11 protein-coding genes and 1 tRNA gene are annotated in these 14,001 nt (G+C 60.8%); 3 read left to right on the top strand and 9 right to left on the bottom strand.

Annotated elements, in window-relative coordinates; genetic code table 11:
• Positions 1-155: 155 nt before the first annotated feature.
• From ACI512_RS04065 to dibA, 3 genes are all read right to left on the bottom strand, one after another.
• Positions 156-1,166: a sulfate ABC transporter substrate-binding protein gene (locus ACI512_RS04065; RefSeq protein WP_012721624.1), complete on the bottom strand. Its 1,011-nt coding sequence runs from the start codon at positions 1,164-1,166 to the stop codon at positions 156-158.
• Between the two features lie 74 nt (positions 1,167-1,240).
• Entirely contained in the window at positions 1,241-1,423 is a 183-nt protein-coding gene (oscA, locus tag ACI512_RS04060; protein WP_003170956.1) for a sulfur starvation response protein OscA, read from the bottom strand.
• Between the two features lie 300 nt (positions 1,424-1,723).
• Entirely contained in the window at positions 1,724-3,637 is a 1,914-nt protein-coding gene (gene dibA, locus ACI512_RS04055; RefSeq protein ID WP_405121627.1) for a phosphodiesterase DibA, read from the bottom strand.
• Between the two features lie 166 nt (positions 3,638-3,803).
• On the opposite strand from dibA, the gene desA reads away from it, so the two are divergent.
• Entirely contained in the window at positions 3,804-4,988 is a 1,185-nt protein-coding gene (gene desA / locus ACI512_RS04050) for a delta-9 fatty acid desaturase DesA (RefSeq protein ID WP_012721622.1), read from the top strand.
• A gap of 188 nt (positions 4,989-5,176) precedes the next feature.
• Positions 5,177-6,178: a diguanylate cyclase gene (locus ACI512_RS04045; RefSeq protein WP_405121626.1), complete on the top strand. Its 1,002-nt coding sequence runs from the start codon at positions 5,177-5,179 to the stop codon at positions 6,176-6,178.
• A gap of 58 nt (positions 6,179-6,236) precedes the next feature.
• On the opposite strand, the gene ACI512_RS04040 is transcribed toward ACI512_RS04045, so the two are convergent.
• The 3 genes from ACI512_RS04040 to gabD all read right to left on the bottom strand — a co-directional run bounded on the left by ACI512_RS04040 (position 6,237) and on the right by gabD (position 10,490).
• Positions 6,237-7,445, bottom strand: coding sequence for an HDOD domain-containing protein (locus ACI512_RS04040; RefSeq protein ID WP_236381615.1), 1,209 nt, complete (start codon positions 7,443-7,445; stop codon positions 6,237-6,239).
• 139 nt (positions 7,446-7,584) lie between these two features.
• On the bottom strand, positions 7,585-8,862 hold the full coding sequence (gene gabT, locus ACI512_RS04035) for a 4-aminobutyrate--2-oxoglutarate transaminase (protein WP_236381617.1): 1,278 nt from the start codon (positions 8,860-8,862) through the stop codon (positions 7,585-7,587).
• Between the two features lie 185 nt (positions 8,863-9,047).
• Positions 9,048-10,490 carry an NADP-dependent succinate-semialdehyde dehydrogenase gene (gabD, locus tag ACI512_RS04030; RefSeq protein WP_012721618.1) on the bottom strand — a complete coding sequence of 481 codons (1,443 nt, stop codon included), beginning with the start codon at positions 10,488-10,490 and terminating at the stop codon, positions 9,048-9,050.
• Between the two features lie 370 nt (positions 10,491-10,860).
• On the opposite strand from gabD, the gene ACI512_RS04025 reads away from it, so the two are divergent.
• A tRNA-Arg gene (locus tag ACI512_RS04025) sits at positions 10,861-10,937 on the top strand.
• Between the two features lie 55 nt (positions 10,938-10,992).
• Here the strand turns inward: ACI512_RS04025 and ACI512_RS04020 are convergent.
• From ACI512_RS04020 to ACI512_RS04010, 3 genes are all read right to left on the bottom strand, one after another.
• The gene (locus ACI512_RS04020) at positions 10,993-11,586 is read right to left on the bottom strand and encodes a hypothetical protein (protein ID WP_236381619.1); all 594 of its coding nucleotides are present in this window, start codon (positions 11,584-11,586) and stop codon (positions 10,993-10,995) included.
• Positions 11,583-12,155 carry an RNA polymerase sigma factor gene (locus tag ACI512_RS04015; RefSeq protein WP_012721606.1) on the bottom strand — a complete coding sequence of 191 codons (573 nt, stop codon included), beginning with the start codon at positions 12,153-12,155 and terminating at the stop codon, positions 11,583-11,585. The genes ACI512_RS04020 and ACI512_RS04015 overlap by 4 nt, the downstream gene beginning before the upstream one ends.
• Positions 12,156-12,293: 138 nt before the next feature.
• Positions 12,294-13,916 (bottom strand): VWA domain-containing protein, encoded by a 1,623-nt coding sequence (locus ACI512_RS04010; RefSeq protein ID WP_236381624.1) that lies wholly within the window; start codon positions 13,914-13,916, stop codon positions 12,294-12,296.
• Positions 13,917-14,001: the final 85 nt, after the last annotated feature.

Raw genomic sequence — 14,001 nt, 5'->3', positions numbered from 1 at the left:
CTGGAGCGCGAAGCGCTCCCAAACCGGTATCCGCGTTGCACCTGGTGCAACTCGGTTGTCTGATTTTGGGGCTGCTTCGCAGTCCAGCGGGAGCAAGCTCCCTCGCCACAGTAAGGGCCTCTCCACAGAAAGTGGGCTCCTACAGGTACTTTGGTTTACTGCGCGGTGTAGATCTGGTCGAACACGCCACCGTCGTTAAAGAATTTCGGTTGGGCAGTTTTCCAGCCGCCGAAGTCTTTGTCGATAGTCACCAGGTCCAGTTTCGGGAACTGCTGGGCGTATTTGGCGGCCACTTTTGCATCGCGTGGGCGGTAGAAGTTCTTCGCCGCAATCTCCTGGCCAGCCGGGCTGTACAGGTGTTTCAGGTATTCGGTGGCGATCTCGGTGTTGCCTTTTTTCTCGGCGTTCTTGTCGACCACGGCCACCGGAGGCTCGGCGAGGATCGACAGGGAAGGCACGACGATATCGAACTTGTCGGCGCCGCCGTCCTCTTTCAGGGCCAGGAACGCTTCGTTCTCCCAAGCCAGCAACACGTCACCCTGACCGTTGTTGACGAAGGTGATGGTCGAACCGCGAGCACCGGTGTCCAGCACAGGAACATGCTTGAACAGCTCTTTCACGTATTCCTGGGCCTTGGCTTCGCTGCCACCGGTTTTCAGGCCATAAGCCCAGGCGGCGAGGAAGTTCCAGCGGGCGCCGCCGGAGGTTTTCGGGTTCGGGGTAATCACCGACACGTCTTTCTTGATCAGGTCGCCCCAATCCTTGATGCCTTTAGGGTTGCCCTTGCGCACCAGGAACACGATGGTCGAGGTGTACGGGGTGCTCGCATCCGGCAGGCGGGTCTGCCAGTTTTCCGGCAGGGTCTTGCCCAGCTTGGCGATTTCGTCGATGTCACCGGCCAGGGCCAGGGTGACCACGTCGGCGCGCAGGCCGTCGATCACGGCACGGCCTTGTTTGCCCGAACCGCCGTGGGATTGCTGGATCTTGACGTTGTCGCCCGGGTGAGACTGTTTCCAGAAGCTGGTGAACTCAGCGTTGTAGTCCTGGTACAGCTCACGGGTAGGGTCGTACGAGACGTTGAGCAACTCGTAGTCCTTGGCAACCGCGGAACCTGCAAACACGGCGCTGGCCAGGGCGGCCAGGGCATAACGGCGAATCGACGACATAGAAGCTCCTGAAATTCGGGGGTGTTGGCTTTTTCTTATAGTTGCGGGTCTAGCATGCGAATCGCCGTTCTTGCTTAGCTCGGTTTGTTACCCGGATTCTGCAAACGGAATTTTTCTTTGCGTTCAATCTGAACCACTTGGGCGTTGTGCACCGTGATTTCCACCGCGCCAAACCGCAGATCGCGCAGGGCGCTCTGGATCTCACGCAAAATGGCTGCTTCGTCCTGGCCGTCGACGCTACGTAGAGATGCGCTCATGGTCTCGCTCCTGAAATGAATAGTGCCTCGCAGTGGCGGCACTGCTTGCGGCGTGAGGGCGATAGTAGATAAGCGCGGATATTCTTAAAAATACTATTTAAGAATGTTTATATAACCAGAAAGAATTTTCTGATGGAACGCGGGGTTGCGCGCGGGTTCTGTGCCAGAACGCAAAAATAAAGTCTTGAGCAGATTCAAATGTGGGAGGGGGCTTGCCCCCGATGGCGGTAGGTCAGTCAAGAATTTCTAACCTGATACACCGCTATCGGGGCAAGCCCCCTCCCACATTTTGACTGCATTTCAAGGCCTGATTACGGGGGCCCGTGACCAATCGATTTCCTGCGCCGGCATCGGTTTCCCAAACCAATACCCCTGCCCCATGTCGCACTGCTGGTCGAGCAGGAAGCGCGCCTGTTCCTCCTGCTCGATCCCCTCGGCATGCACCTGCATGCCCATGCTTTTCGCCAGGGCGATCACCACGCGCACGATCGCCGCGTCATCCTCATCCCACGGCAAGCCGGCGACGAAGCCCTGGTCGATCTTGAGCTTCTGCACCGGCAGGCGCTTGAGGCGCAACAGCGACGAATAACCGGTACCAAAATCATCGATGGCCAGGCGCAAGCCCAGCTCGCGCAAGCGGTGCAGTTGCTCCAAGGCCACTTCAGGGTCGTCCATCACGGCGCTTTCGGTGACTTCCAGCTCGAGGAAAGCCGGGTCCAGGCCGGTGTCGTGCAGCACTTGGGCAACCTGTTCATACAGCTCGCGCCGGGCAAACAGGCGGCTGGACACGTTGATCGCGATAAAACTCAACGGCGCCCCCTGCGCCAACCAATCGCACATCTGCCGGCAAGCCTGGTCCATCACCCAGGCATCGATATCGGCAATCAGCCCGGTGCGCTCGGCAATCGGGATAAATTCCCCAGGCGGCAACAGGCCACGCGCCGGGTGCTGCCAGCGCACCAGCGCTTCGACGCCAATCAGGCGGCTACCATTGAGGTCGTGTACCGGCTGGTAGTAGACGCGCAGCTCTTTCTGCTCAAGGGCACGGCGCAGCTCGCTGGCGATTTCCACGCGGTTTTGCGCGTGGGCGGTGAGTTCTTCGGTGTACAGCGCATAGCCCTCACGGCCGGTGCTTTTGGCCTTGAACAGCGCGGAATCGGCGTTGCGCAGCAGTTGTTCAGCGCTCAACGCGTCATTGGGGAACAAGCTGATGCCAATACTGGCGCTGATAAACAGCTGATGGCCGTCGAAGAGGAACGGTTGTTTCATCGCCTCCAGCATGCGTTGCGCCAAGCTGGCCGCTTGCGCCACCTGTGGACAACTTTCCGCCAGCACGGCGAACTCATCCCCACCCAGGCGCGCCAGGGTCACGCCGGGGCCGAACAGTGCCTTGAGCCGTTCACCCACCAGCTTGAGCAACTGGTCGCCAACGTTATGGCCCAGGCTGTCGTTGATGATCTTGAAATGGTCCAGATCGAGCAACAGCAGGGCGCAGCCGCGCTTGTGGACTTGCGCCGACGCCAGCGCCTGCTGGGCGCGATCGGTAAACAGCAGGCGATTGGGCAGGTCGGTCAGCGGATCATGGTGAGCGAGGTGGGCCAACTCGTGTTCGGAATCCTTGATCGCGCTGATATCGGAAAACACCGCCACGTAGTGGGTGACCTGGCCCAGGTCATCGTGGATGACACGGATGGTTTGCCACTGTGGATAAATCTCGCCGCTTTTGCGTCGGTTCCAGATTTCACCGCTCCATTCGCCACAGCGCTCCAGGCTCTGGAACATCTGCTGGTAGAAATTCGACGAATGGCGACCGGACTTGAACAGGCTGGGCTGGCGACCCATGACGTCTTCATGGCTGTAACCGGTGATTTCCATAAAGGCCCGATTGACGTGCACGATCAGCCCTTGAGCGTCAGTGACCAACACGCCTTCGCGGGTGCAATCGAACACGGCCGCGGCCTGGCGCAGGCGCTCACGGTTTTCCTTCAGGGGTTGCTGCTGCTGGTTGGCACGGGCAAACCTGGCGCAGATCAAGTAAATCACCAAGGCACTGAGTGCCACCCACACATAGCCACGCACCTGCAGCCAGTGGTTCAACGCACTCGGGTTATCGAGAAACTCGATCAATAACCGCTCAGTCAGGCTTATCCACGTCATCGAAACCAGCAGATATACCAGCCCCGCCCACCGGGCACCTCGGTATGAAAACAGCATATGGTCAGTAATCCTTACCAAAAAAACATAATCGCCCCACAAAGGCTGCGGATTATAGAATAAGAAACATCCAGTCACTCCTATCTGAAAGGGCGGCTGGTTTTCTCTGTAGGCTTAGTGATAATGCGTGAGCTGTTTTTTTCTTTATCTGAGGGCCATACAGCCTATGTGGTACAACGGTTTTCTTGACTTGTCAGCCTGGCAATTGGTGGCAGTCACTCTGTTGATGACCCACGTGACCATCATTGCGGTCACGGTCTATCTGCACCGCTATTCAGCCCATCGCTCCCTGGAGCTCAATGCAGGCCTGAAACACTTCTTCCGCTTCTGGCTGTGGCTGACCACGGCGCAGAACACCCGCGAGTGGACGGCCATCCACCGCAAGCACCACGCCAAGTGCGAAACCGTCGACGACCCGCACAGCCCGGTCATCAAGGGCCTGTCCACCGTGCTGCGCACAGGTGCCGAGCTGTACCGCGCCGAGGCCGAAAACCCGGAGACCCTGCGTATCTACGGCAAGAACTGCCCGGATGACTGGATCGAACGCAAGCTCTACACCCCCTACCCGCTACTCGGCGTGGCGATCATGGGCGTGATCGACCTGCTGTTGTTCGGCACCATCGGCATCACGATCTGGGCGATCCAGATGATGTGGATCCCGTTCTGGGCCGCCGGTGTGATCAATGGCCTGGGCCATGCCGTGGGCTATCGCAACTTCGAATGCCGTGATGCGGCGACCAACCTGGTGCCGTGGGGCATCATCGTCGGGGGCGAAGAGCTGCATAACAACCACCACACCTACCCCAACTCCGCCAAGCTGTCCGTGAAGAAATGGGAGTTCGACCTGGGTTGGGCGTGGATCAAGGTGTTCAGCTTCCTGCGCCTGGCCAAGGTGCAGCGCGTTGCGCCCATCGCCCACCGCGTGGAAGGCAAAGGCCACCTGGACATGGACACCGCCATGGCGATCCTCAACAACCGCTTCCAGATCATGGCCCAGTACCGCAAGTTGGTAATCGGACCGCTGGTCAAGCAGGAACTGGAAAAGGTCGATCACTCCGTTCGTCACCAATTCCACCGCGCCAAGCGCCTATTGTCGCGGGAAACCAGCTTGCTGGACGACCGCCACCACCTGCGCATCCAGAGCATGCTGGAGCATAGCCAGGCCCTTAAAGTGATCTATGAAAAGCGCCTGGCGCTGCAACAGATCTGGCTCAAGACCAGCTCCAATGGCCACGATATGCTCGCCGCCATCAAGGAATGGGTACACGAGGCCGAAGCCAGCGGCATCCAGTCCCTGCGGGATTTTGCCCACCAATTGAAGACCTATTCGCTGCGCCCTGCATCCATATGACAACAAGGCGGGAGGGCCTTCCCTCCCGCCCATCAGCTTTTTGGCGCCATTTCTCGGACACCGTCAATCGATCCTATTGACGGAACTTCACTGCAATTCGCCTCTCTCAATGAACACTTCGCCATCATGGTGGCCCCTTGTAGTGACCGCTGCTCCAGTTTGCGGCGCGCCCAGAGAGAGTTGTGCCGATGGTTCACGAAAAGTCCTCCTTAGTCGACGCGCCCACAGCTGAGCATTCCCGCCCAGCTGCGGCGGCGACCCTGCTGGCGTTGGTGCATGCCCAGGGTGAAGTCGAGCGATTGAGCGAGCGTGAGCAGCTGCTGAGCTCGATGCTGGTCAGCGTGAATGCCGTGCTGTGGGCCATCGATTGGGGAACCCGTCGCGTGCTGTACGTGAGCCCGGCTTACGAGCGGGTGTTCGGTCGCTCAGCCAGCCTGCTGCTGGCCGACCATCGGGAGTGGCGCAACAGCATTCACCCCGAGGACCTCGACTACGCCGAACACAGCTTGGCCCGCGTGCTGGAACAGGGCGCGGTTGAAGACCGGGAGTACCGCATCATCACGGCCAACGGGCAGATCCGCTGGCTGAGCGACAAGTGTTATATCAATCAGCAGGTTGAGCCCGGCGAACCGGTGATCGTGGTCGGCATGGCCGAAGACATCACCGAAAAGAAACAACTTGAGCTGGAACTGCACCGTCTCGCCACCACCGACGTGCTGACCCAGAGCAGCAACCGCCGACACTTCTTCGAATGTGCCAACCAGGCCTTCGACACCGCCTGCGCCCAAGGTGCGCCGCTGGCCTTCCTTCTACTGGACATCGATGACTTCAAGGACATCAACGACACCTACGGTCACCTGGAAGGCGATCAGGTGTTGCGGCGTATCGCCGAGAGCGGTCGCGGGGTACTGCGCCGTGGCGACCTGTTCGGGCGCATTGGGGGCGAAGAGTTCGCCGCTGTCCTCCCCGGCTGCGCACCGGAGATGGCGCTGCAGGTCGCTGAACGACTGGGCAAAGAGATTCAGGCGCTGAGTTTCAGCTATGAAGGCCAAGCCTTCAGCGTGACCATCAGCCAGGGCCTGGCCAACCTCAGCGAGGCAGACTCGACCCTGGACAGTCTGTTCGCCCGCGCCGATGCTGCCATGTACGAGGCCAAGCGCCTCGGCAAAAACCGCGTCATCGCCGGCTAGTGGTCGACTGATCAAATATGGGAGGGGTCCCCCTCCCACATTTCGACCGCAGCGCCTTTTAGGATTTGCGTACTCGGGTCAGCTCCGGCAAGCCCACCTTGAGCAGTCGCGCTGTCTTGCCCGCAGCCAGCGCTTCCAGCCCTTCGTGCTCGGTCAAACGCGCCATCTGCGCCGCCAGGTTCATCACCAGCGCATCCCGGGCATAGACCCCACCCTCCAACGAATAAATCGCCGCGATCAACTGACGCAGCTCAAGCGGCAAACGCCAACGTGCGCGCAGTGCCGAACCGTAGGCAGCGCCAAACGTGTGGAGCGACTCGCCAATCGCTTCGTCATCCAATGCACCACCGCCCTGGCGCCAGTCTTCCAGGCAGCGCAACAGCGCTAAGTCACCCAGCCGATGGAGGATACCGGCGCTGTAGCAGCGCTCATGGTCCAGCGCCAACAGGTGTGCCAGACGCCGGGCATAGTCGGCGGTGTCCTGGGACAACTGCCAGTGACGCTCGGCATAGGCGACCAGGGCCGGATCGCCCAACACCACATTGTGCTTGAGCGCCAGGCCGAGGATCAGGTTCATGCTGTGCCCGGACGCCAGCGTGTGCAGGGCTGCGGGCAGGGTTTGCACGGGCGTGCCGTGATGGCCGGCGCTGTTGGCGGCGGCGATCAGCACGGCGGTAATTTGTGGGTCCATGCGCACCCGGTCTTCGAGGTGCTTAAGGTCCAGGCCATCCGGCCCGAGGCTGCGTTGCACCGCGGCTCTCACGTCGACCCGCAACGGCGCACCATCGGACGCCTCGCGGCGACGCTCGAGGAATATCGGCAAAGTCATGCCGGGCGCCAGTGGCGGAATCTCGCAGTACACCGTTTCGCCTTCATTGAGCAGCAGGTCTTGCAGACGCTGCGTGAGGCCTTCCATGTTCAGGGGTTTGGTCAAATACGCCGTGGGCGCCAAAGGCAAGGCTTCGCGGACGCTGGCGCTGTCGTTGCGACTGCTCAGCAGAATGAACGGCAGCGCGGGTGAGCGGCGTTTCTGGCGCACGTTGCGCAACAGACTCAGCCCATCGATGCCCGGCAGCTCCCAATCCGCCAGGATCAGGTCGTAGGGCTTTTCGCGCAACAGCGTGGCCGCTTGTTGCCCGTCGGCACACACATCCAGCCGCGCATCGCAGCGCACATTCAACAGCACTTGCTTGAGCAGGTCCCGCGACCAGGGGTCTGCTTCGGCAATCAGTACGCGCGGTACAGCGGGTAAATCAACAGCAATCATCCTGCACGCTCCATCGGCAATGCTGGAACCTTAGACAATGCAGGCGCCTACGTACAATGAACAAGGCCTGAATGTGCAGTGATCGGCACAAAAAAACCCGCCGAAGCGGGTTTTTTGTGTCGATCAGCTCAGCCTCCGCTTACAGCTCGGAGAAGCATTCTTCGATGATCGCCAGGCCCTTGTCCAACTGCTCGTCCGGCGAAGTCAGCGGGACCAGTACGCGCAACACGTTGCCGTAGGTGCCGCAGGACAGCAGGATCAGACCCTTGCCACGCGCCTTGGCCACCACGGAGGCAACGGCAGCGGCGTTCGGCTTGTGGCTGTCGCCATCTTCAAACAGTTCGACCGCGATCATCGCGCCCAACGCACGTACTTCGCCGATCACCGGGTATTTAGCCTGGATAGCTTTAAGGCCAGTCACCAGGCGCTCACCGACAGCTTTGCAGCGGTCCAGCAGGTGCTCTTCTTCGAATACTTCCATCACCGCCAGCGCAGCGGCGCAGGCGATCGGGCTACCGGCATAGGTACCGCCGAGGCCGCCGGGTGCAATGGCGTCCATGTATTCGGCTTTGCCGCACACACCGGCCAGCGGGAAGCCGCCGGCGATGGATTTGGCGAAGGTGGTCAGGTCGGCGGCAACGCCCATCTGTTCCATGGCGAAGAACGTACCGGTACGGCCGGCACCGGTTTGCACTTCGTCGGCGATCAGCAGGATGCCGTGCTTGTCGCACAGCTCGCGCAGGCGCTTCATGAAGGATTTTGGCGCGACGTAGAAGCCGCCTTCGCCCTGTACCGGCTCGATGATGATGGCAGCGATATCACGCGGCTCGGCATCGTTTTTGAAGATGCGTTCGATGCTGGCGATGGCGTCATCGTCGCTGACACCGTGCAATTCGTTCGGGAACAGCGCGCGGAATACGCCACCCGGCATCAGGCCCATGCCAGCCGAGTACGGCACGACTTTGCCGGTAAGGCCCAGTGTCATCATGGTGCGGCCGTGGTAGGCGCCGGTGAAGGCGATCACGCCGGCACGGCCAGTGGCGGCACGGGCGATTTTCACGGCGTTTTCGACGGCTTCGGAACCGGTGGTGACCAGCAGGGTTTTCTTGGCGAAATCACCTGGGACCTTGGCGTTGATTTTTTCGCACAATTCCACATAAGGCTCATAGGCCAGTACCTGGAAGCAGGTGTGGGTCAGCTTGTTCAGTTGCTCGGTCACGGCGGCAATGATTTTCGGGTGCACGTGGCCGGTGTTCAGCACGGCGATACCGCCGGCGAAGTCGATGAACTCACGACCTTCAACGTCGGTCACGGTGGCGTTCTTCGCGGATTCAGCGAAGATCGGGTGAATCTGGCCAACACCGCGGGGTACAGCGGCTTCGCGGCGTTTCATCAGGGATGCGTTGGTCTTGCTCATAAAGTCCTCATTCGCCACTCATCGGGTGGCGTGGTCCAAGGAATACGTGGCGGGGAGGCAACTACGGCAGCATGCGATGATCGACTGCCACAGCTTTCCCGGCCACTACGAATAACGGTGTGAAACACGCAAAGGGTCAGCGCTCTCGTGCCCTCTGCGTTTACGGCAATGCCTTGCCGGGCGGTTTAGATACCCAGGCAGAGGTATTTGATTTCCAGGTAATCCTCGATCCCGTACTTGGAACCTTCACGGCCCAGGCCCGAGGCCTTGATGCCGCCGAACGGCGCGACTTCGTTGGAGATCAACCCGGTGTTGACGCCGACCATGCCGTATTCCAGGGCCTCAGCCACACGGAACACACGGCCCAGGTCGCGGGCATAGAAGTAGGAAGCCAGGCCGAACTCGGTGTCGTTGGACATCGCGATCACTTCAGCTTCATCTTTGAAACGGAACAGCGGCGCCAGTGGGCCGAAGGTTTCTTCCTTCGCGACGGCGGCGTTTTTCGGCACGTCGACCAGGATAGTCGGCTCGAAGAAGTTGCCTTCCATCACCTTGCCACCGGCCAACAGCTTGGCGCCTTTGCTCAGGGCATCGGCGATGTGTTCCTGGACCTTGGCCACAGCTTTTTCGTCGATCAGCGGGCCCGTGGTGGTGCCTTCTTCCAGACCGTTGCCGATCTTCAGCTTGGCAACCGCCACTTTGAGTTTTTCCGCAAACGCGTCGTACACCGAATCCTGGATGTACAGGCGGTTGGCACAGACGCAGGTCTGGCCGTTATTACGGTACTTGGAGATGATCGCGCCTTCGACGGCCTTATCCAGATCGGCGTCGTCGAACACGATGAACGGCGCGTTGCCGCCCAGTTCCAGGGAGACTTTCTTGATGTCCTTGGCGCATTCGGCCATGAGCTGGCGACCGATTTCGGTCGAGCCGGTGAAGGACAATTTGCGCACGATCGGGTTGCTGGTCAGCTCGCCACCGATGTCGCCGGCGCTGCCGGTCACCACACTCAGCACGCCTTTCGGGATGCCAGCACGGTGTGCCAGCTCAACCAGGGCCAGGGCTGAGAACGGGGTTTGAGAAGCTGGCTTGATCACCATGGTGCACCCGGCGGCCAAGGCCGGGCCGGCTTTACGGGTGATCATCGCGGCCGGGAAGTTCCACGGGGTGATCGCAGCGGTCACACCGATCGGCTGCTTGATCACGATCAAGCGCTTGTCCGGCTGGTGGCCAGGAATCACGTCACCGTAGATGCGCTTGGCTTCTTCGGCGAACCACTCGATGAAGGACGCGGCATAGACGATCTCGCCCTTGGCTTCGGCCAGCGGCTTGCCTTGCTCAAGAGTCATCAGCCGACCGAGGTCTTCCTGGTTTTCGATCAGCAGCTCAAACCAACGGCGCAGCTTATTGGCGCGCTCCTTGGCGGTCAGTGCCCGCCAGGCCGGCAGGGCCTTATCGGCAGCTTCGATGGCACGGCGGGTTTCAGCGGCCCCCATCTTCGGCACGGTGCCGAGAATCTCACCGGTGGCAGGGTTGTTGACCTTGATGGTCTGACCATTGTCCGCATCGACCCAAGCGCCATCGATAAAGGCTTGCTGGCGGAACAACTGGGAATCTTTGAGCTGCATGTCGGCTTTCCTTAACAGCACCGCGCGCACGCGGAGCGAATTAGAGTTGTTGAAAGGCGCCTTGTGGGCTGCCGTCAGGGAAATCAGCCTCTGCGCGCGGAAGAAGTGAAAGAGCGCACGGGAGACAGAGCGTTTGAAATCTCAAACGAATCCTAGGATCAATGGGGGTACAGGGCAATAGTCTGTTCGAAAAAAAGAACGAAAACGGCACATTTATCCGGTTTTTCTGATCAGCGTATTCCTGCCAGGTTTCACTGCAATGATCGGCGCCTCCCGACTTAGGGCCTTATGCGGCAGATTCCTACGCTTGAAGGCCCAAAGACCAGCATGGACGCCCAAGGTCGACATGGGTATGATGTCGCCCGCACAAGCATCCGTAGCTCAGCTGGATAGAGTACTGCCCTCCGAAGGCAGGGGTCGTGGGTTCGAATCCCGCCGGGTGCACCAGATATGACGAGAAAGCCCCAGGTCAAAAGGCCTGGGGCTTTTTTGTGGGCGACATTCAATGTTTCTGCAATGCCTCCAACCGCGCCGGCAAGTCTTCCTCAGGAAAGCGCTCGTGCAACGCCAACAGCTTCTCATCCGCCGCTCTACTTTCCCCAGCCTCACGCAGCCTCACAATCTCCCGCAACCCCTCCTCCAACCCTGGCACCGCCACCGGCGCACGTTTGCTGAGCTTGGCGGGCGACTCATCCGCCATCGAGCCCATGACTTGCGCGCTCTCGGCCTTGGGGGCGACGGCCAGTCGGGCCACGGGCGCAGGGGCGGACATCGGGGGTGGTGCAGGACGCGCGGCTTCCTCATGAAGGGCGGAGAAGGTCGCCGTGGAGATGTCGGGGTGCGGCACGGGCTCGCGTAGGACCACGCCGATCATCAGCGCTAAGCCTGCGACGGTGGCGAACGCCATCTGCCAGCGTGGCCGTTGGCAGGCTTGCAGCCAGCGTTGCCACAGACTCGGCTGCGGCGCCGGGGCTTCGCGGCGGGCGGTGGCGAGGATGAAGGCGTCGAGAGACGCGGGCGGCTCGCCGGTGCTGTGTTGACGCATGTGCTGGAGCAGCACGTCGTCGGGGTCCGGGGTGTGTCGGGAGTCGGTCATGCGGGTATCTCCTCGGCCAGCAGGCGACGCAGTTTCTGCTGGGCGTAACGCAGGCGGCTTTTGACGGTTTCCAGCGGGGCGCCAGTGAGGGCGGCGATTTGCGGCACTTCGAGGTCGCCGTGCAGGCGCAGCAGGAAAACTTCGCGCTGGTCTTCGGGCAGGTCTTGCAGCGCGGCGTCGAGGCGCGCCTGGTCGCGGCTCAGGCTCAGTTGCTGCTCGGGGCCGGCGCTGTCGTCGGCCTGGGCGTGCAGTTGCTCGTCGTAGCTGTCGTGCAGGGGGTTGTGGATGCCGTGCTTGCGCCAGTGGTCGATCAGGCGGTTGCGGGCGATCTGGAACAGCCATGTGCGAAAGCTCGCCCGGCCTTGTGGCTGGGTGGCGCTGCGGATCAGGCTGAGCCAGGTTTCCTGGTAGATTTCCTCGGCCAGTTCGGCCTTGTTGCTCAGGGACACGAGGAATCGGTACAGGCCCTGGCGATGGCGCGCGTACAAGGCTTCGAACGCGGCGCTGTCGCCGGTTCGGTAGCGGGCCAGCAGCGCTTCGTCGCTGGGTGGATCGTCTGGAACGGCCATGTAATGGGCGAACTCCTTTTGTAAATGTGGGAGGGGGCTTGCCCCCGATAGCGGTGTATCAGTAACAGATGTGTTGACTGTCCCACTGCCATCGGGGGCAAGCCCCCTCCCACATTTCGACCAGTGTTGCATTCAAGATCAGTGTTTGAGGCTTTGGGCCAATTCCACCAGTTGCACGAACTCATTACGCAGGCCGAACGGGTCATTGCCTCGGGCCGAGCGGGCCAGTGCGGCAGTGTCCTGCAGGCTCATACTGCCAGTGTAGCGGCCATCGCCCTTGAGCTGTTGTGCAAAGGCTGCCACTGCCGCCGCGAAGCGCAGGTCGTCGCTCGTTTGGGTGGATTTATTGCGGATGGGGCGCTCGATCAACTGACTGTCACCCCCCGCCGCCGACTTGTAGCGCACGCGCAGCATCGCCAGCTCACCCGATTTATCCTCAGCCGCAGGCGCGGCAGCGTAGCGCAAAGGCTCCAGCCAGCCCTTCTCGCCTTTGGGCACAATTTCATACAACGCAGTGACCGTATGCCCTGCGCCAATTTCACCGGCGTCGACTTTGTCGTTATTGAAATCCTCACGTTTCAAGGCGCGGTTTTCATAGCCCAGCAGGCGATATTCACTGACCTGCGCCGGGTTGAATTCCACCTGCAACTTCACATCGCGCGCCACCACCGCCAGGGTCGAGCTGAGTTGGTCCACCAGCACTTTGCGCGCTTCGCGCAGGTTGTCGATGTAGGCGTAATTGCCGTCGCCGGCGTCGGCCAGTTGTTCCATCAGGTGTTCGTTGTAGTTATCCACACCGAAACCCAGGGTGGTGAGGGACACGCCGCTTTTGCGCTGCTCTACCGCCATCTGTTTGAGGCTGTCGAAATCACTGATGCCCACGTTGAAGTCACCGTCGGTCGCCAGCAGGATGCGGTTGATGCCGTTGTCGATAAAGCCTTCGCGGGCCATCTGGTAGGCCAGTTCGATGCCGGAGGCGCCCGCCGTGGAGCCGCCTGCGGTGAGTTGGTCAATGGCGTTGCGGATCTTCACCTTGTCTCGACCGGAAGTCGGTTTGAGCACTACCCGGGACTCACCGGCATAGACCACCAGCGAAACACGGTCCTGCTCACGCAACTGATCCACCAGCAATTTCAGCGTGCTTTTCACCAGCGGCAAGCCTTCGCGACGGTCCATGGAGCCGGACACGTCCACCAGGAACACCAGGTTGGCCGGCGCCAACTCCGCCACGGGGCGGTCGGACGCCTTGATGCCGATGCGCAGCAGTTGGGTGCGCGGGTTCCACGGTGTGGCGGCCACTTCGGTGGTCACGCCAAAGGGCGAGCCGTCGGTGGGCAACGCGTAGTGGTAGGGGAAATAGTTGACCATTTCCTCGAGTCGCACAGCGCCTTCGGGCGGCAGGCTACCTTGGTTGAGGAAGCGTCTGACGTTCGCGTAGCTGCCCGTGTCGACATCAACACTGAAGGTTGAAACCGGCGTTTCGGCCACGCGATGCACCGGGTTGTCCGGCAGGTTGGCGTATTGCTCGCGGGGTTCGCTGCGGTAGTCCATCGCCGCTGATTCCTGCATGCGCATTGGGGCGGGCATTGCCATGCGTTTGACCAAGGCGCCCTGGACCGGCGCGCTTTGCAATTCGGCGACGGGCTCAGCCGGTTTGGCCAACTCAGGGGATGAGGACAGCCCACAACCGGCCAACGCCACCACCATGGTGACGGCAAAGCCTTGGGCGGCAGGACGCAGGAAAAACAGAGGGTGGGACATGGGCTGAACCTCGTGAATGAATGATCCGTTCACAAGGTCAGACGCACGGTGCGGGATGTTCGGGTTAACCCTGATTCAAATAACA

The organism is Pseudomonas petroselini (assembly GCF_045037875.1).
Taxonomy (GTDB): domain Bacteria; phylum Pseudomonadota; class Gammaproteobacteria; order Pseudomonadales; family Pseudomonadaceae; genus Aquipseudomonas; species Aquipseudomonas petroselini.
This window is presented reverse-complemented; position numbering and strand designations above follow the sequence as displayed.

Coding starts and splice junctions, on each gene's coding strand:
- oscA (WP_003170956.1), bottom strand. CDS start 1,423: ATGAGCGCATCTCTACGTAGCGTCGACGGCCAGGACGAAGCAGCCATT.
- dibA (WP_405121627.1), bottom strand. CDS start 3,637: ATGCTGTTTTCATACCGAGGTGCCCGGTGGGCGGGGCTGGTATATCTG.
- desA (WP_012721622.1), top strand. CDS start 3,804: ATGTGGTACAACGGTTTTCTTGACTTGTCAGCCTGGCAATTGGTGGCA.
- ACI512_RS04020 (WP_236381619.1), bottom strand. CDS start 11,586: ATGACCGACTCCCGACACACCCCGGACCCCGACGACGTGCTGCTCCAG.
- gabT (WP_236381617.1), bottom strand. CDS start 8,862: ATGAGCAAGACCAACGCATCCCTGATGAAACGCCGCGAAGCCGCTGTA.
- ACI512_RS04065 (WP_012721624.1), bottom strand. CDS start 1,166: ATGTCGTCGATTCGCCGTTATGCCCTGGCCGCCCTGGCCAGCGCCGTG.
- gabD (WP_012721618.1), bottom strand. CDS start 10,490: ATGCAGCTCAAAGATTCCCAGTTGTTCCGCCAGCAAGCCTTTATCGAT.
- ACI512_RS04045 (WP_405121626.1), top strand. CDS start 5,177: ATGGTTCACGAAAAGTCCTCCTTAGTCGACGCGCCCACAGCTGAGCAT.
- ACI512_RS04040 (WP_236381615.1), bottom strand. CDS start 7,445: ATGATTGCTGTTGATTTACCCGCTGTACCGCGCGTACTGATTGCCGAA.
- ACI512_RS04010 (WP_236381624.1), bottom strand. CDS start 13,916: ATGTCCCACCCTCTGTTTTTCCTGCGTCCTGCCGCCCAAGGCTTTGCC.
- ACI512_RS04015 (WP_012721606.1), bottom strand. CDS start 12,155: ATGGCCGTTCCAGACGATCCACCCAGCGACGAAGCGCTGCTGGCCCGC.